This window comes from Micromonospora sp. CA-269861 (assembly GCF_050948505.1).
Classification (GTDB): Bacteria; Actinomycetota; Actinomycetes; order Mycobacteriales; family Micromonosporaceae; genus Micromonospora.
Window position 1 is genome coordinate 1,953,127 of the sequence record NZ_CP192014.1, and the last position, 16,953, is coordinate 1,970,079.

Consider the following 16,953-nt stretch of genomic DNA (forward strand, 5'->3'; position numbering starts at 1 on the left):
TCCGAGGAGCCACCTCGTGCGAAATCCGTCCCCCATCGCGCCAGGAAAAGCCCGTGATCCCATGCCGAGACGTCATCGCGCCCGCCGTCTGACCACCCTGGCGGGTGCTCTGGTCGCCGTTCTCGTCGGCATCGGCGCCGCCCCCGGTGGCCCGTCGCCGACCGCCGAGGCCGCCGCGCCGATGGCGGCCGCGATCGAACCGGGACAGAGCACCCGGATCATCGGTACGCCGTCGGGCCGCTGCCTCGAAGTGCCCAACTCCAGCACCACCAACGGCACCCAGACGCAACTCTGGGACTGCAACGGCAGCTCCGGCCAGACCTGGACGTGGACGTCGAGCAAACAACTGCAGGTGTACGGCAACAAGTGCCTGGACGCCTCCGGCCGAGGCACCACCAACGGCACCCAGGCGATCATCTGGGACTGCAACGGCCAGAACAACCAGCAGTGGAACGTCAACAGCAACGGCACCATCACCGGCGTGCAGTCCGGGCTCTGCCTCGACGCCAACGCCGCCGCCACCGCGAACGGCACCAAAATCATCCTCTGGGCCTGCAACGGCGGCGCGAACCAGCAGTGGGCCTCGCCGACCACCACGACCCCACCGCCGACCAACCCGCCGACCGGCGCGCGACCGTGCGACATCTACGCCTCCGGCGGCACCCCGTGCATCGCGGCGCACAGCACCACGCGGGCGCTCTACGAGGCGTACGCCGGCAACCTGTACCAGGTCCGACGCTCGTCGGACAGCACGACCCGCAACATCGGGCTCACCGGTACGGGCGGCACCGCCAACGCGGCCACGCAGGACACGTTCTGCTCCGGCACGACCTGCGTGATCACTGTCGTCTTCGACCAGTCCGGGCGCGGAAACGACCTCTGGTACCAGGGGTCGAGCGTCGTCCCGGGCTCGCCCCAGAGCAGGCCGGCGATCGCCACCTCGGAGTCGCTGACCGTGGGGGGCGCAAAGGCGTACTCGCTCTACATCAATCCCGGCAACAGCTACTGGCGCGACGGGCACCTCACCGGCGTGCCGACCGGCGCGGCACCCGAGGGCATGTACATGGTGACCAGCGGAACCCACGTCAACAGCGGCTGCTGCTTCGACTACGGCAACAGCGAGACGACGCGCAAGGCCGACGCCGCCGGGGCGATGGACGCCATCAACTTCAGCAAGCAGTGCTGGTTCGGCGGCTGCTCCGGAAGCGGCCCCTGGGTGCAGGCGGACTTGGAGTGGGGTCTCTTCCCGGGCGGCAGCAGCTCCTGGAACCCGAACCAACGCGCGTTCACCAGCAAGTTCGTCACCGCGACGCTGAAGAACAACGGCACGACCCGCTTCGCCATCAAGGGCAGCGACGCGCAGTCCGGCAGCCTCTACACGCTGTACGACGGCTCGCTGCCGTCGGGCTACAGCCCGATGAAGAAGCAGGGCGCGATCATCCTGGGCAGTGGCGGTGACTGCTGCAAGCCCGACGGTGGCGCCAACCTGAGCGCCGGCACCTTCTACGAGGGGGCGATGGTCGCCGGCTATCCGACCGACGCGACCGAGAACGCCGTGCAGGCAAACGTGGTGACCGCCGGTTACCGCTGATCCGGGCGACGCCCGAACGAGTCGTGCGCCGGTCACCATCTCGTGGTGACCGGCGCACGCTCGCGTGGACGTCGACCCGATATCAGGCGACCGTGCAGGACGCGCCGTTGAGGGCGAACGAGGACGGTTGGGCGTTGTTACCGGTGTGGGTGGCCTGGAAGCCGAAGCTCACCGACCCGTTGACGGGGATGCCGCTGTTGTAGGCGACGTTGCGGGCCGTCACCTGCCCCGAGTTGGGCGAGTAGGTGGCGTTCCAGCCCGAGGTGATGGTCTGCCCGCTCGGCAGGGTGAAGACCAGGGACCAGCCGTTGACGGCGCTGGTACCGGTGTTCGTGACGGTGATGTTCTCGGTCAGCCCGGTGTTCCAGGCGTTGATGGCGACCGTCACCCGGCAGACGCCGGAGGTCGGCGGCGGAGTGGTCGGCGGCGGAGTGGTCGGCGGCGGAGTGGTCGGGGGTGGGGTGGTGGGCGGCGGCGTCGTCGGCGGCGGGGTGGTCGGCGGCGGCGTCGTGGGGTTGGTCAGTCCGAAGAACGCGATGGCGGACGCGGCCATCCCACCGGAGGGCAGGCTGTGCCCGGCCCCCTGGATGCTGTACGCCTCGACCTGGACCGTGCCGCTGCTGTCGGCGTACCGACGCCGGTTCCAGTTGGCCTGGGGCGTGTCGGTGGAGGTGGGTGTCTGGCTCAGCCCGAACACGTTGGTCCACTGCTCGATCGTTTCCTGCAACAGCGAGTACGGCACGAGCGTGTCGCTGGTGCCGTGCCACAACTGCACCCGCGGCCGGGGCCCGGAGTAGCCGGGGTACGCCTGGCGCACCGCGTCGCCCCACTGCTGGGGCGTCCGGTTCATGTTCCCGCCCGTGCACTGGCTGCTGCCGGGCGGGTAGTCCGCCGCGTTGGCGAAGCAGTTGAACGGCACGCCCATGAACGCGGCGCCGGCCTTGAACACGTCGGGGTAGAGCGCCAGCATGTGGTTGGTCATCATGCCGCCGGACGAGCTGCCGGTGGCGTAGACCCGGTCCGGGTCGGCAGCGTACTGCTGTTGCACGTACCGGATCATCGAGATGATCGACACCGGGTCGCTGCCTCCGCCACGCCGCTTGGCGGCGTCCGACCAGGTGTCGAAGCAGTTGCCGAAGCCGGCCTGCTGGGTCGCGGACGGGTAGATCACGATGTATCCGTACCTGTCGGCCTGGCTGGCGAATTCGCTCCCGGAGTAGAAGCCGGGACCGGACCCGCCGCAGCCGTGCATGGCCACCACGACCGCCGGCCGGGCCGGGCGGTTGTCGGGCACGTAGACGTGCATGCGCATCCGGCCCGGGTTGTCGCCGAAGCTGGTCACCTCGGTCAGTGACGCCGCGTACGCGGGCCCGATCGTGGGGACCACCAGGCCGGCAGCGACCAGTGACGCGGCCAGGGCGAGCAGCAGTTTCCTTCTGATTCTCAACTGACGACTCCTTCGATTGCCTGTGCAGGCTGGATTGGCCGTGCGATCCGGTCGCGGGGGTGCCCTGATCCCGCGGTGATCGCACGATGCCCGCTACCTGTGGCTCGCCCTGCCCGGCTTCGGATGGCGTCACGTGGCAATTAGTGTTCCCCTCGGGCCAACAAGTGTCAATCGAGGACGTTCTATTTGGTGGGCGACGGTCCGTCTACAGTCGTCATACCGTCCCCGAGGAGCACGGAGCGCCTGTGGCAAGCCTCTTCGACATCGACGAGATCTATCCGGACGACGGAGAGCACCCACTCCGGTTGCCCCGCAGGCAGGTCGGCAACTCGCCCCAGGGTGTCGCGGTGACCCTGTTGGCGGACTACACGCTGCGGACCCGTGTCGCGCTCCCGTCCGCCGCCATCGTTGCGCTGCTCGGGGAGGCCGGCGTGACGACCGCCGGAGCGCGGACCGCGATCAGCCGGTTGGCCCGCCGTGGTGTGTTGGAGGGCAGTCGGCTGGGGCGGCGCAGTTCCTACCGGCTCAGCCGTGCCGCCGCCGCCAACCTCTCCGCCGGAGGGCACTGGATCCTCGCCTCGACCACCTCGACGGCGCGGTGGGACGGGTGCTGGACGATTGTCGCCTTCTCGCTGCCGCAGGATCGCAGTGCGCTGCGCCGGGCCCTGCGGGCGCAACTTCGGTGGCTCGGCTACGCGCCGCTGTACGACGGGTTGTGGATCTCGCCGCAGGAGTTGACTGCCGCGGCCCGCGCCCAGCTCGACCGGCTCACCCTCGGTGCCGTGACGGTCTTTCGCGGGCGGCAGACCGCGCTCGCCTCGACAATTCACCGTGCGCCCATCGAGGCCTGGGACATCGAGGCGATCAGCGGGAGCTACGACACCTTCCTCCGTCGATGGACGCCGCTGTTGCCCGGTGTGCTGTCCGGGCAGGTCGACGGTGCCGCCGCGGTGCGGGCCCGTACCGAGGTCATGGACACCTTCCGGCGCTTCCCGGTCCTCGATCCGCAGTTGCCCGTGGAACTCCTCCCACGGGAATGGCTCAGGCGTCCGGCGCGGGAGTTGTTCGCGGCCGTCTACGACGGCCTTGCCGCACCCGCCGAGCGACACGTCCGGGCCGTCGTCGAGCGGTTCGCCGACGCGGCGCAGCCCGGCATCGAGGCCCACACCACCGCCGACCTGGTTGCCGGAATACGGGTCGACGCGGACCCGGCGCAGCCGTCCGCGAGTAGCTCGTCTACCGGCTGCTCGTGAACCGTGGCGCCGGTCGCCGTCGGCCGGCACTGTGAGCGATAACAGGATCGCCGTCCGGTGCGGTCGCGGTGGCACGGCGGTACGGCTCGCCGCCTTGTCGCGCAGCGGCTGAGCACTGTTGCCCTGGTCGGTAGGTACCGGGCCAAACATGGCGTTCCGGGAGATCGGCGTGAACGGCCCGTTACGTCTTGACGAACGGCATGTTATCGCTCACTCTCGATATAGATAGAGGACGATCGTTGCCGTGGCTCACCGGGCGGGCCGCACGGGTCGTACCTCCGATCACGACGTCCGCAAGGGCATGCGGACGTCACCTCGGGACCCGGCAGATGCCGGCGACAGCCCTCTCGGACTGTGCGTGCTGATGCCGGGCGGCCAGGATGACCGCCCCGATCAGTCGTCCCGAGCGAAGTGGCACATCACCACCACCGATGCAACCACTGAAAAGGAATGCCATGAAACCCATGAGAACGATGCTGGCCGCGGCGACCATAGCCGTCGCCCTCACCACTGGCATGACGGTGGCGCTGACTCCCGCGTCCGGTGCCGGCACGACCCTGAAGGCGGCCGCGGCCGAGAAGGGTCGTTACTTCGGTGCCGCGGTCGCGACGGGCAAGCTCTCGACCAGCGCCTACACGACGATTCTGAACCGTGAGTTCAACAGTGTCGTGGCCGAGAACGAGATGAAGTGGGACGCCACCGAGCCGCAGCAGGGTCGGTTCAGCTACTCCGGTGGAGATCGTCTGGTCAGTCACGCGCAGGCCAACGGCATGAGCGTGCGGGGCCATGCGCTGCTGTGGCACGCCCAGCAGCCGGGCTGGGCGCAGGGCATGTCGGGTAGCGCGCTGCGGAGTGCGGCGATCAACCACGTCACCCAGGTCGCCTCGTACTTCCGGGGCAAGATCTATGCCTGGGATGTGGTGAACGAGGCGTTCGCCGACGGCGGCAGCGGTGGGCGTCGTGACTCGAACCTGCAGCGCACGGGTAACGACTGGATCGAGGCGGCGTTCCGGGCGGCCCGGTCGGCGGATCCGGGTGCGAAGTTGTGTTACAACGACTACAACACCGATGGGATCAACGCGAAGTCGACGGGGATCTACAACATGGTGCGGGACTTCAAGTCCCGTGGCGTGCCGATCGACTGCGTGGGGTTCCAGTCGCACCTGGGCACCTCACTGGCCAGTGACTACCAGGCCAATCTGCAGCGTTTCGCTGATCTCGGTGTGGATGTGCAGATCACCGAGCTGGACGTGATGACCGGTGGCAACCAGGCCAACATCTTCGGCGCCGTCACCCGCGCCTGCCTGGCCGTCTCGCGCTGCACCGGCATCACCACCTGGGGCGTGCGGGACTGCGACTCCTGGCGCGGGTCCGACAACGCTCTGCTGTTCGACTGCAACGGCAACAAGAAGTCCGCGTACACAGCGGTTCTGGACGCTCTGAACGGCGGCTCGACCCCGCCGACCACGCCCCCGCCGGGTTCCGGGGTGGACACCAGCGCCTGGTACGTGTTGCTGAACCGGAACAGCGGCAAGGCGCTGGACGTGTACGCCTCGGCCACCAACGACGGGGCGCGGATCAGCCAGTGGACGCGCAACAACGGCGTCAACCAGCAGTGGCAGTTCGTCGACTCCGGTAGTGGCTACTACCGGGTGAAGGCCCGCAACTCCAGCAAGGTGCTCGACGTCAGCAACTTCTCCACCGCCGACGGCGGCGCGATCGTGCAGTGGTCCGACCTCAACGGCACGAACCAGCAGTTCCGACTCGCTGCTTCCTCGGACGGCTACGTGCGCCTGATCAACCGCAACAGCAACAAGGCGGTCGAGGTGCAGGGCGCGTCCACCGCCGACGGCGGAAACGTCGTTCAGTACGCCGACTGGGGTGGCACCAACCAGCAGTGGCAACTGGTCCGGATCGGCTAGTGGCCGCAACCATCGACCTCAGGGAGAGGCGGGTGCCGGCCGCTCGGGATCCGGCCGGCACCCGCCCGGACAAGGTCTGACGAATGGCGGCCCGTCCCAGCCGGGGGCGGGCCGCCGTACCCCCGCACCACACCCAGCCGTGCTGACGCCACCACCAGGACGACGGCACGCACGCCCAGGGCACCACGGCGTTCGGCTCGTGGGTGACCCCGATCAAAGGAGTGGACCATGAAAGCCCTCGGTGCGGCTCGTCCCGCCTCTCGACAGAGGCATCGCTGGCGGTCAGGGTTGGCCGCAGCGGCGGCCGCGGTCATGGCAGCCGGCACACTCGTCGCGGTCAACGCGGCGCCAGCGGTGGCGGCGACCGTGGACACCAACGCCTGGTACGCCCTGGTGAACCGGAACAGCGGCAAGGCGTTGGACCTGTACGCCTCGGCCACCAACGACGGGGCGCGGATCAGCCAGTGGACGCGCAACAACGGCGTCAACCAGCAGTGGCAGTTCGTCGACTCCGGGGGTGGCTACTACCGGCTCAAGTCGCGGCACTCGGGCAAGGTGCTCGACGTCAGCAACTTCTCCACCGCCGACGGCGGCGCGATCGTCCAGTGGTCCGACCTCAACGGGACGAACCAGCAGTTCCGGCTGGCCGACTCGGACGGTGGCTACGTTCGGCTGATCAACCGCAACAGCAACAAGGCGGTCGAGGTGCAGGGCGCGTCCACCGCCGACGGCGGAAACATCGTGCAGTACGCCGACTGGGGCGGCACCAACCAGCAGTGGCAACTCGTCGCCGTCGACGGCAGCAACCCACCGCCGTCGGGTGGTAGCGGGTGCGGCAAGGCACCGACGTTGTCCAGCGGCACGCACACGATCCAGAGCAACGGCAAGAGCCGAACCTTCATCCTGCGGGTGCCGGCCAACTACAACAACAGCAACCCCTACCGGCTGATCTTCGCCTTCCACTGGCGCGGCGGCACCATGCAGGAGATCTCCTCCGGTGGCACCAGCGGTACCGCGTGGTCCTACTACGGGCAGCAGGAGCAGTCGAACAACAGCGCGATCCTGGTGGCGCCCCAGGGATTCGGCAACGGCTGGGGCAACTCCGGCGGCGAGGACATCACCTTCGTCGACGACATGATCAGCCGAATCGAGAGCAGCCTCTGCGTCAACCCGCGCCAGCGGTTCGCGCTCGGCTTCAGTTGGGGCGGCGGCATGAGCTACGCCGTCGCCTGTGCACGGGCCACCGTCTTCCGGGCCGTGGCGGTCATCTCCGGCGCGCAGATCAGCGGCTGCAGCGGCGGTACGCAGCCGATCGCGTACTTCGGGCTGCACGGCATCTCGGACAACGTCCTGAACATCTCCCAGGGCAGGGCGCTGCGCGACACGTTCGTCCGGAACAACGGTTGCACAGCACAGAGCCCGCGCGAACCGGCAGGCGGCAGCCGTACCCACATCACGACCGCCTACTCGGGTTGCCGGGTTGGCTATCCGGTGCAGTGGGCCGCGTACGACAACGGCCACATGCCCGGCCCGGTGGACGGCACCTACGCCGAGAGCGGCATCACGACCTGGACCAAGGGTGAGATCTGGAGGTTCTTCGCCCAGTTCTCGTGACACGTGTCGACCTCAGCCGGCGGCGCCCGCTCCGGTACCTCGGGGCGGGCGTCGTCGCGTTGCCCGGGACGGTCAGCGTTCGAGGCGGACCGGGCTCCCCGAGCCACTGCGGCGGACCAGCCAGGCCTCGGTGATGTGGGTGAACATCGCCTCGGCGGCGCCGTTGGAGTCGTGGGCGGCGATGCGTTCGTAGATGCGTCGGTGACCCTGGTTGGACGCCACGCACAGCGCCCGTTCGGTCCGGCCCATGTAGCGGGCGGTGTTGATGACCTGGCTCTCCAGGGCGCGGACGACGCCACGGGCGATGCGGTTCCCGGATGCCTGCATGATCGTGTCATGGAAGGCCCGGTCGTGGTCGTGGTAGGTGACGTGGTCGTCGACGAGTTCGTCCATCCGGTCCACCATGGCCCGTAGTCGATCGACGGTCTCGGTGTCGGCGAGGCGGGCGGCCACGTTCGCCATGTCGGACTCCAGCACCCGTCGGGTGACGACCAGGTCGTCGAGGATGGCGAGGCTGTCGTCCACCGCGATGGTGGCCGCGAGGACGAGCTCGTCGAGCATGTCCCAGTGTGACGGTGGGGTGACCATGGTGCCGGCGCCCTGGCGGACCTGCACCAGCCCCTTCTCCTGAAGGATCTTCACTGCTTCCCGGACGACCGTCCGGGAGACGCCGAAGGTCTCGCAGAGGATCGGCTCAGGAGGCAGGGACGTCCCGGACGGGTGTGCGCCGCGGACGATGCGCTCCACCAGTTCGGCGGTGACCGCCCTGGCGAGGTTGGTCGGTCGACGCACCCACGCCGGGGTCGCCGGGCTGTTCAGGGCTGTCTCCTGCGGTGGCGTCATGTCCCCTCCGAATGGCTCGCCGTGGCACGACGTCTGGCTCAGTGTACGACCGAGTGTTGACGTCACACGTCATACGAGTTACCTTCCGGTCAACATTGGCTCGCGGGGCACCCGCCGGCCACCCCCCATACAGAGGTGACAATCGATGAGACAGCGCGCAATATGGTCGGCCGTCCTCGTTGTGGGCCTGGCCCTGGCCGGTTGTGGAAGTGCTAGCGATTCGGGCAAGTCAACCAGCTCGGACGGCAAGTTGGTGGTGTGGGACTGGAAGTCCGGCGAACCATTCGCCAAATCCTATCTGGACAAGGCCAAGGCCGACTTCAAGAAGAAGCACGCCGACGTCGAGGTCGAGTTCGTCGCACAGCCCTTCGACCAGTACTACACCCTGCTCGGTGCGGCGATCCAGTCCGGCAAGGGCCCGGACGTCATGCTGTTCAACGGTGGTGGCCAGATCCGCGACCGGGTGGACGCGCTGGTGCCCCTCGACGAGTACGTGTCCGAGGACAAGCAGCGGTTGACCGGCTGGGAGGCGTTCGGCAAGGACGGCAAGACCTATGCCGTCCCGGTGACGCTGCAGGGCTACCCCATCTACTACAACAAGGCGATCTACCAGAAGGCGAACCTCGACCCGGCCAGCCCGGCCACCACGTGGGACACGTTCGTCGCCGACTGCGCCGCCGTCGCCAAGGCCGGTGCCAAGTGCTTCGCCCTCGGCAACAAGGAGGGCGTCGGCATCCAGTTCTGGCTCTCCAGCATGGGCTCGACCACCCTCACCGCTGCCGAGTACGACGCCTGGATCGCCGGCAAGCGCGACTGGAGCTCGGCAAACGTCAAGCGGCTCTTCCAGCTCTGGAAGGAGACCGGCGACAAGAAGATGAACAGCGACGGGGCCAACTCGACAGCCATGTTCAACGACTCCTTCGCGTTCTTCCAGTCCGGTAAGGCCGCGCACGTCATGGGTCTGATGTCCGACGTGGGTCACTGGCAGGACTTCAACGAGTTCCTGACCCCGGAGAAGCTCGGCGTCATGAAGCCCCCGATCGTCACCCCCGGCACCACCCCGAGCCTCCCGTACGACGGTGGTATCGGCTACGCGGTCGCCAAGTGGACGAAGGACCCGAAGGTGGCCGCCGACCTGGTGCGCTCCCTGAGCTCGGCTGACGCGTTGAAGGCCTTCTACGCCGACGCCGGCGCGATCGCCGCCGACACCACCATCGACGTGTCGCAGGGTGGCGCGGCGGTCTCCACGATCGTCAGCGAGCTGAAGAGCGGCAAGCCCGCTCTGCATGTCGCGCTGTCCTCGAAGACGATCGACCTGATGGGCCGTCTCTCCCAGCAGCTGCTCAGCGGGTCGATCACCGTCGACGAGGTGGTGAAGCAGTTGGCCGCTTCCGACCAGGCGGGCTGACCTCGTGCCGATCGGAAACACGCAACCGTCGGTCCGTCCGGCTTCGGCCGGACGGGCCGGCGGGGCGGCGGCCAACGCCGCCGCGCTTCGGAGTGGCGCACGACCCCGTCGCACCCGTGGCGGCCTGGGGGCCGAGCGCTACGCCCCCTACATCCTGGTCGCCCCGGCCGTCCTGATCATCGTGGTGCTGCGCCTCTACCCGCTGATCCTCGGGGTCAACTTCTCCTTCACGGGCGACGGTGCGCAGAACGGGACGGCTGTCGGGTTCGGCAACTACCGCGAGCTCTTCGCGGACCCGCTGTTCCAGACCGCGCTGAAGAACGTCGGGCTGCTGGTGCTCCTGCTGCCGGTGGCGGTGGCGATCCCCGGTCTGCTCGCGACGTTCATCTACCTCCGGGTGCCCGGTCACCGCTTCTACCGCAGCGTGTACTTCTTCCCCGCGGTGCTCTCACCTGTCATCGTCGGTGCGATCTTCAACCTGCTGCTCGCCTTCGACGGCCCCCTCAACGCCGTCCTCGGGTCGGTCGGTGTCGACCCGATCGACTGGCTCGGTGATCCGGGCATCGCGATGTTCATGGTGGTGGGCGTGCACATCTGGGCCACCTTCGGCATGGCCCTGGTGGTGTTCCTCGCCGGGTTCGCCACGCTGGACGCCGCGCTGCTGGACGCCGCCCGGGTGGACGGGGCCACGCTGCGCCAGGTCGTCTGGCACGTGATCATCCCGGCACTCTCGCGCACCATCCAGTTCGTCTTCGTGACCACGATGATCGGGATGCTGACCTCGATGTTCGGGCTGCTCTACGTCATGACCAGCGGCGGGCCGGAGGGGTCGACGTACCTGCCGGAGTTCTACATCTGGAAGCAGCAGGGCCAGATGAACCGTCCGGCTCTCGCGTCGGCCGCGTCGACGATCCTCTTCATGATCATGCTCGTGGTGGGGCTGTTGCAGATCAAGCTGCTCGAACGATCCGGAAAGGAGGATTGATGTCTCGCCTCCGCCTGGGCTGGTGGCTGATCGCCATCCCCATGTCGCTGCTCGCCCTGGCGACGATCTACCCGTTGCTGTTCACCGCCAACGTCGCGATGAAGACGCGCCGTGACTACATTCTCGACCGGTTCGGCCTGACCGACGCTCTGCGTTGGGAGAACATCAGCACGGCGTGGAACAGCGTCGGTATGGGCCGCTACTTCGTCAACTCACTGCTCGTGGTGACGGTGTCGGTGCTCCTGCTGCTGCTGTTGGGGTCGATGGCCGGCTTCGCCCTGAGCCAACTGCGGTTCCGGGGCTCGTCGGCGTTGTTCCTGGGCTGCCTCGCGGGGCTCTTCATCCCGTTCCAGGTGATCATGGTGCCGCTCGCTCGGATCATGGCCGACACCGCGCTCATCGACACGTACCCCGGTCTGATCCTGGTCTACGTGGCCCAGTTCCTGCCCTTCACCGTCTTTCTCATGACCAGCTACTACAAGGGCATTCCGCCGGAGATCGTCGACGCTGCGCGCATCGACGGCAACACCGTGTACGGCGTGTACCGGCGGATCATGCTCCCCCTGGGCACCCCGGCACTGCTGTCGGTGGGCATCCTCAACGCCCTGTTCTGCTGGAACGACGTCCTCATGGCGCTGGTGATGATGCCCTCGGCCGAGCACCGGACGCTGATGATCGGGGTGACCTCGTTGCGGGGGCAGTACTCCGACAACATCCCCTCCTTCGCCTCCGGGGTGCTGATCGCCGCGATACCCGTCCTGTTGGTCTACCTGTTCCTCCAGCGCCAAATTGCCGACGGCGTCGCCGCCGGTTCCACGAAGGGTTGACATGCGGATCACGGGATATCGGACGCTCACCACGGTCCAGGAATGGGGGCGACCCGTCGGCGACGCCAACGGAGTGTTCGCCGACGGGGTAGTCCCGGTCTCGATCGTCGTCGTCGACACCGACGAGGGCATCTCGGGAGTTGGCCTCGGGCCGTACGTGGAGATCGAGCGGATCTTCGCAGCCCTCGAGGGCGAAGACCCCCGTGCCGTGACGACCCTGTACGACCGCATGCTGCGGCACACCTTCAAGGCGGGCCACGCAGGGCCGGTGTTCGGCACCATCGGCGCTCTGGACACCGCGCTCTGGGACATCAAGGCGCAGATCGCCGGCGAACCGCTGTGGCGGCTGCTGGGCGGACGGGATCGGCGGGTCACCGCCTACGCGTCCGGGCTGGACATCGGGCTCACCGACGACGAGCTCGTCGCGGAGTACGAGGTCTACGCGAGCCACGGGCTGCGGGCGGCCAAGCTCAAGGGCGGCCTCGACATCGAGAGCGATCGGCACCGCCTCGGCCTGGTCAAGGAGGTCCTGACCGACGCCGGGCACGGCCGGCGGCCGGGTCTGATGCTCGACGTCAACGAGGCGTGGACCCGCAAGCAGGCCGTCCGGCATGTCTGCGAACTGGAACGCACCCTGGACCTCATCTGGATCGAGGAGCCCGTCCGGCGGTGGGACGCCGAGGGCCTCGCCGCGGTCAGCCGGGGCGTGAACGCGTCCGTCGCCACCGGTGAGAACCTCACCGGGCTCGAACAGTACCGTCCGCTGATCGCCGCCGGCGCTGTCGACATCGTGCAGATGGCGGCGGTCTGGGGGGTCACCCACTTCCTGCGGGCGTCCGCCCTGGCCCACGCCCACGACCTGCCGGTCAGCCCGATCGGCAACAGCCCGATCGGGCTGCTGCACGCGGCGACCTCGGTGCCGAACCACCTGACCAGCGAGTTGCAGGACCTGCACCCACCTGTCGGTGTCTCCATCGACCTGCACGTCGAGGATGGCGCCTTCATCCTCGGCGACGCGCCCGGCCTGGGGGTCCGGGTGGACGAGGAGCGGATCCGGGCGGTCAACCGCCGCCCGCAGGCGCAGACGGCCGACAGCCCCAACGTCCGGCCGGAGCGGGCCGGACGGCGGCTGCTGGCCGGCGTCGACGGGGTGATCCCCACCCGCCAGGTGCCTGTCGTGTCGCTGAACTCCCGCAACGAGGTGTCGCCGACCGTACGGCACTGAGCTGACCACCAGAAGAGGGAAGGCGTGGGTGCATCGCGACGGCGGTGCACCCACGACCATGCCCGGTCGGCACGACCGACGTACCGACCGTCGAGACGGAGGAACGATGAAGGCAGTCGTCTACCGGGGAGCGCGACACCTCGGAATCGAGAACCGCGACCCGGAACCACCGGGCCGCGGCCAGGTACGGATCGAGGTGGCCTACACCGGGATCTGCGGTACGGATCTGCACATCTACCGCGGCGACATGGACGCCCGGGTTGGCGACTCCGCGATCATCGGGCACGAGATGTCCGGGCGGATCGCGGCCGTCGGCGAGGACGTGACCGGCTGGAACGTCGGTCAGCCTGTCACGGTGATGCCAACCCGGCCCTGCGGACACTGCGCGGCCTGCCAGCGGGGCAACTCCCACGTCTGCCACGCGATGAACTTCCTCGGCATCGACTCACCGGGTGCCATGCAGTCCTCCTGGACGGTGCCGGTGGAGCTGGTCCTGCCGCTTCCGGAGGAGCTGCCCCTCGACCACGCGGCGCTCGTCGAGCCGGTGGCGGTCGCGGTGCACGACGTACGCCGGGGGAACGTGTCAGCCGACGACCAGGTGGTCGTGGTCGGCGGTGGACCGGTCGGTGTCCTCATCGCCACCGTCGCGCGGGGCCGAGGCGCGCGTGTGCTCCTCGTCGAGCCGGACCCGTTCCGCCGCGAGGTTGCCGGGGGAATCGGGATCGAGGCCGTCGACCCTCGATCGACTGATGTCGTGGCGCTTGTCAACGACCGTACCGATGGCGCGGGCGCCGACATCGCCTTCGAGGTGTCCGGCTCGCCGGCCGGCGTCACCACGGCGGTCGACGTCCTGACCACTCGCGGGAGGCTGGTCATGGTGGCGATCCATCCCCAGCCCCGGGAGGTCAACCTGCACCGGTTCTTCTGGCGCGAGCTGGAACTCCTCGGCGCCCGGTTGTACCAGCGCGACGACATGGTGGAGGCGATCCGGTTGGTCGCCTCGGGTGCGATCCCGGCGCGGCAGCTGATCTCCCGGATCGAGCCGGTCGAGGCGGCCGGCGCGGCCTTCGCGGCGCTGGAGGGTGGCGGCGTCATGAAGGTGCTGCTCGACGTGCGGGAGGGCACCAAGTGACGGCGTTGTTCGACCTGTCCGGCCAGACCGCCGTCGTGACCGGCGCGCGGCGCGGTATCGGCCTCGCCATGGCCGAGGCCCTGGCCCTGGCCGGTGCCGACATCGTGGGCGTCTCCGCCCAGCTCGAAGCGGAGGGCAGCGAGGTCGAACGTCGGGTGCGCGCCACCGGGCGCCGCTTCACCGCGCTGCGGGCGGACCTCGGCGACCGTACGGCCGTGCACCGCCTGGCCCGCGACATCACCGCGCTCGGACCGGTCGACATCCTGGTGAACAACGGCGGCACGATCGCCCGGACCCCGGCCGCGGAGCACCCGGACGAGATGTGGGACCACGTGATCGAGGTGAACCTCAGCAGCCAGTTCATCCTGAGCCGGGAGATCGGCCGGACGATGGTCGAGCGGGGCCGAGGGAAGATCATCTTCACCGCGTCGCTGTTGAGTTTCCAGGGCGGCATCACCGTCCCCGGTTACGCCGCCTCGAAGTCGGGGGTGGCCGGCCTCACCAAGGCGCTGGCGAACGAGTGGGCGGCACACGGGGTGAACGTCAACGCCATCGCGCCCGGCTACATCGCCACCGACAACACGCAGGCCCTGCGCGACGACCCGGACCGCAACCAGGCGATCCTCGGCCGGATCCCGGCCGGCCGGTGGGGCCGGGCCGACGATCTCGGCGGTGCCACGGTGTTCCTGGCGTCGACCGCGTCGGACTACGTCAACGGCATCGTGCTGCCCGTCGACGGCGGATGGCTGGGCCGATGACGGGCGCACAGGAGCCCGGTCGTGCCGGAATCGTCGACGCGCACCACCATCTCTGGGTTCGTGCACGGCACCCGCAGCCGTGGATCGACCCGGTGACCATGGCGGCCATCGACGCCGACTTCGAACCCGCCGATCTCGCACCGCCGGCTCGGGCGGCCGGGGTCACCGCGACCGTTGTGGTGCAGTCCGTCGCCTCCGACACGGAGACTGTGGACCTGCTGGGCATTGCCGCCGAGGACACGCTGATCCGTGGGGTCGTCGGCTGGGTGGACCTGACCGCCGACGACGTCACCGAGCGCCTCGACCGTCTGCGGGCCGCACGGGGTGGGGAACGCCTCGTCGGCATCCGCCACCTGGTGCAGTCCGAGACCGACCCGGCGTACCTGGACCGCCCGGACGTCCGTCGGGGCATCGCGGCGGTGGGCGCCGCCGGCCTGGTCTTCGACCTGCTGGTACGCCAGCACCAACTCCCCATGGCCGCGCGTCTCACGCGCGACCTGCCCGAGGTGAGCTTCGTCCTCGACCACCTGGGCAAGCCCGCGCTGGGCAGCCCGGAGATGGCGGAGTGGACCCGGGACCTGCGGTCGTTGGCGGCCTCGCCCAACACGACGGCGAAGCTCTCCGGGCTGGTGACCGAGGTGCCGCTCCCGCACTGGACGACGGGGGACCTTCGACCCGCCGTCGCGGACGCGCTCGACGCGTTCGGGCCGGACCGCCTGATGTTCGGCTCGGACTGGCCGGTCTGCCTGCTCGCCAGTTCCTACCAGCGGTGGGTCGACACCCTGGCCGAGCTGCTGGACGGTCAGGACCGGGCCGACCAGGCGTCGGTCTGGGGCGGGACGGCACGCCGCGTCTACGGGCTGGAGGCGTCATGATGACGCGCGCACTGCCGCGCCGCCCGCAGGTACGTCTCACCGATCTGGGCTTCGGCGCGGCCCAGGGTGGCAACCTGTACCGGACGACGACGGACGAGGAGTTCGCCGCAGCGGTCGACGCCGCGTGGGAGGCGGGCGTGAGGTACTTCGACACCGCGCCGCACTACGGTCTCGGGCTGTCCGAGCGCCGGCTCGGCGCGGCGCTGCGCCAACGGCCGCGCGACGAGTACGTGGTGTCGACGAAGGTCGGCCGGCTCCTGGTGCCGTCGCCGCAGGACGCGCATCTGCGGGACTCCGACGGCTTCGACGTGCCCGCGACCCACCGGCGGGTGTGGGACTTCAGCCGCGACGGCGTGCTCCGCTCGATCGAGGCCAGCCTGGACCGGACCGGGCTGGACCGGATCGACATCGTCTACCTGCACGACCCGGACGACCACTGGGAACCTGCCGCGCGTGAGGCCATCCCCGCCCTGATCGACCTGCGGGACCAGGGCGTCGTCGGTGCGATCGGCGCCGGCATGAACCAGTCGGAGATGCTGGCGCGGTTCGTGCGGGAGACCGACGTCGACGTGATGATGTGCGCCGGGCGCTACACCCTGCTCGAACAGGGCGCGGCCGCCGACCTGCTGCCGGCCGCCGAGGACCGGGGAGTGGGCGTGGTCATCGCGGGCGTCTACAACTCGGGGCTGCTGTCGCGGGACCGGCCGCCGGCCGACGCCGTCTACAACTACCAGCAGGCCCCACCGGAGGTGATCGAGCGGGCGCGGCGGATCGCCACGGTCTGCGAGGCGTACGGGGTGACCCTGCCGCAGGCGGCCCTCGCCTTCGTCCGCCGGCACCCGGCCGTGGTGTCGACGGTGGTCGGGATCCGCAACGAGGCGCAGGCGGTCGAGACGGTGCGACGGTCGGGGATCGTCGTGCCGGACGAGTTGTGGGACGACCTGGCGACGGCCGGGCTGCTCGCGGCGCCGCCCGGTCGGCCTGCCTGATCGACGACGACGTCCCGGCCGGGACCGGCTCCGTTTCTCGGACACCGGTCCCGACCGGGACGTCATCTGTTACCGCGACAGCCG

General features: G+C 69.2%; 14 protein-coding genes. 12 read left to right on the top strand and 2 right to left on the bottom strand.

The window, feature by feature from the left end; all coding sequences use genetic code 11:
* Nucleotides 1–61: 61 nt before the first annotated feature.
* Nucleotides 62–1,591: an arabinofuranosidase catalytic domain-containing protein gene (locus ACQP0U_RS09035; protein ID WP_433317434.1), complete on the top strand. Its 1,530-nt coding sequence runs from the start codon at nucleotides 62–64 to the stop codon at nucleotides 1,589–1,591.
* 82 nt (nucleotides 1,592–1,673) lie between these two features.
* Here the strand turns inward: ACQP0U_RS09035 and ACQP0U_RS09040 are convergent, their stop codons facing one another.
* Nucleotides 1,674–3,038, bottom strand: coding sequence for an extracellular catalytic domain type 1 short-chain-length polyhydroxyalkanoate depolymerase (locus tag ACQP0U_RS09040; RefSeq protein WP_433317435.1), 1,365 nt, complete (start codon nucleotides 3,036–3,038; stop codon nucleotides 1,674–1,676).
* 245 nt (nucleotides 3,039–3,283) lie between these two features.
* Between ACQP0U_RS09040 and ACQP0U_RS09045 the strand changes: the two genes are divergently transcribed.
* The 3 genes from ACQP0U_RS09045 (at nucleotide 3,284) to ACQP0U_RS09055 (ending at nucleotide 7,827) form a co-directional block, all read left to right on the top strand.
* Nucleotides 3,284–4,291: a PaaX family transcriptional regulator gene (locus tag ACQP0U_RS09045; protein WP_433317437.1), complete on the top strand. Its 1,008-nt coding sequence runs from the start codon at nucleotides 3,284–3,286 to the stop codon at nucleotides 4,289–4,291.
* 464 nt (nucleotides 4,292–4,755) lie between these two features.
* The gene (locus tag ACQP0U_RS09050; RefSeq protein WP_433317439.1) at nucleotides 4,756–6,213 is read left to right on the top strand and encodes an endo-1,4-beta-xylanase; all 1,458 of its coding nucleotides are present in this window, start codon (nucleotides 4,756–4,758) and stop codon (nucleotides 6,211–6,213) included.
* Nucleotides 6,214–6,441: 228 nt separating this feature from the next.
* Nucleotides 6,442–7,827: an RICIN domain-containing protein gene (locus ACQP0U_RS09055; protein ID WP_433317441.1), complete on the top strand. Its 1,386-nt coding sequence runs from the start codon at nucleotides 6,442–6,444 to the stop codon at nucleotides 7,825–7,827.
* A gap of 72 nt (nucleotides 7,828–7,899) precedes the next feature.
* On the opposite strand, the gene ACQP0U_RS09060 is transcribed toward ACQP0U_RS09055, so the two are convergent.
* Entirely contained in the window at nucleotides 7,900–8,670 is a 771-nt protein-coding gene (locus tag ACQP0U_RS09060) for a FadR/GntR family transcriptional regulator (protein ID WP_433317442.1), read from the bottom strand.
* Between the two features lie 145 nt (nucleotides 8,671–8,815).
* Between ACQP0U_RS09060 and ACQP0U_RS09065 the strand changes: the two genes are divergently transcribed.
* From ACQP0U_RS09065 to ACQP0U_RS09100, 8 genes are all read left to right on the top strand, one after another.
* Nucleotides 8,816–10,078 (top strand): ABC transporter substrate-binding protein, encoded by a 1,263-nt coding sequence (locus tag ACQP0U_RS09065; RefSeq protein ID WP_433317444.1) that lies wholly within the window; start codon nucleotides 8,816–8,818, stop codon nucleotides 10,076–10,078.
* A 4-nt stretch (nucleotides 10,079–10,082) separates the two neighbouring features.
* The gene (locus ACQP0U_RS09070) at nucleotides 10,083–11,063 is read left to right on the top strand and encodes a carbohydrate ABC transporter permease (RefSeq protein WP_433317446.1); all 981 of its coding nucleotides are present in this window, start codon (nucleotides 10,083–10,085) and stop codon (nucleotides 11,061–11,063) included.
* Nucleotides 11,063–11,890 (top strand): carbohydrate ABC transporter permease, encoded by an 828-nt coding sequence (locus tag ACQP0U_RS09075; RefSeq protein ID WP_433317448.1) that lies wholly within the window; start codon nucleotides 11,063–11,065, stop codon nucleotides 11,888–11,890. The genes ACQP0U_RS09070 and ACQP0U_RS09075 overlap by 1 nt, the downstream gene beginning before the upstream one ends.
* Nucleotide 11,891: 1 nt before the next feature.
* Nucleotides 11,892–13,115 (top strand): mandelate racemase/muconate lactonizing enzyme family protein, encoded by a 1,224-nt coding sequence (locus ACQP0U_RS09080; RefSeq protein ID WP_433317450.1) that lies wholly within the window; start codon nucleotides 11,892–11,894, stop codon nucleotides 13,113–13,115.
* Nucleotides 13,116–13,221: 106 nt separating this feature from the next.
* Nucleotides 13,222–14,247, top strand: a complete 1,026-nt coding sequence (locus ACQP0U_RS09085; RefSeq protein ID WP_433317452.1) for a zinc-dependent alcohol dehydrogenase — start codon at nucleotides 13,222–13,224, stop codon at nucleotides 14,245–14,247.
* Nucleotides 14,244–15,005, top strand: a complete 762-nt coding sequence (gene kduD, locus ACQP0U_RS09090) for a 2-dehydro-3-deoxy-D-gluconate 5-dehydrogenase KduD (RefSeq protein ID WP_433317454.1) — start codon at nucleotides 14,244–14,246, stop codon at nucleotides 15,003–15,005. Before ACQP0U_RS09085 ends, kduD begins: the two co-directional genes overlap by 4 nt.
* The gene (locus tag ACQP0U_RS09095) at nucleotides 15,002–15,880 is read left to right on the top strand and encodes an amidohydrolase family protein (RefSeq protein WP_433317456.1); all 879 of its coding nucleotides are present in this window, start codon (nucleotides 15,002–15,004) and stop codon (nucleotides 15,878–15,880) included. Before kduD ends, ACQP0U_RS09095 begins: the two co-directional genes overlap by 4 nt.
* Complete coding sequence (locus ACQP0U_RS09100; RefSeq protein WP_433317458.1) at nucleotides 15,877–16,869, top strand: aldo/keto reductase; 993 nt, start codon at nucleotides 15,877–15,879, stop codon at nucleotides 16,867–16,869. The genes ACQP0U_RS09095 and ACQP0U_RS09100 overlap by 4 nt, the downstream gene beginning before the upstream one ends.
* Nucleotides 16,870–16,953 lie beyond the last annotated feature (84 nt).

Bases quoted from the DNA above. Each gene is read 5' to 3' on its own strand.
- ACQP0U_RS09035 (WP_433317434.1), top strand. From the start codon at position 62: ATGCCGAGACGTCATCGCGCCCGCCGTCTGACCACCCTGGCGGGTGCT.
- ACQP0U_RS09050 (WP_433317439.1), top strand. From the start codon at position 4,756: ATGAGAACGATGCTGGCCGCGGCGACCATAGCCGTCGCCCTCACCACT.
- ACQP0U_RS09055 (WP_433317441.1), top strand. From the start codon at position 6,442: ATGAAAGCCCTCGGTGCGGCTCGTCCCGCCTCTCGACAGAGGCATCGC.
- ACQP0U_RS09060 (WP_433317442.1), bottom strand. From the start codon at position 8,670: ATGACGCCACCGCAGGAGACAGCCCTGAACAGCCCGGCGACCCCGGCG.
- ACQP0U_RS09065 (WP_433317444.1), top strand. From the start codon at position 8,816: ATGAGACAGCGCGCAATATGGTCGGCCGTCCTCGTTGTGGGCCTGGCC.
- ACQP0U_RS09075 (WP_433317448.1), top strand. From the start codon at position 11,063: ATGTCTCGCCTCCGCCTGGGCTGGTGGCTGATCGCCATCCCCATGTCG.
- ACQP0U_RS09080 (WP_433317450.1), top strand. From the start codon at position 11,892: ATGCGGATCACGGGATATCGGACGCTCACCACGGTCCAGGAATGGGGG.
- ACQP0U_RS09085 (WP_433317452.1), top strand. From the start codon at position 13,222: ATGAAGGCAGTCGTCTACCGGGGAGCGCGACACCTCGGAATCGAGAAC.
- ACQP0U_RS09095 (WP_433317456.1), top strand. From the start codon at position 15,002: ATGACGGGCGCACAGGAGCCCGGTCGTGCCGGAATCGTCGACGCGCAC.
- ACQP0U_RS09100 (WP_433317458.1), top strand. From the start codon at position 15,877: ATGATGACGCGCGCACTGCCGCGCCGCCCGCAGGTACGTCTCACCGAT.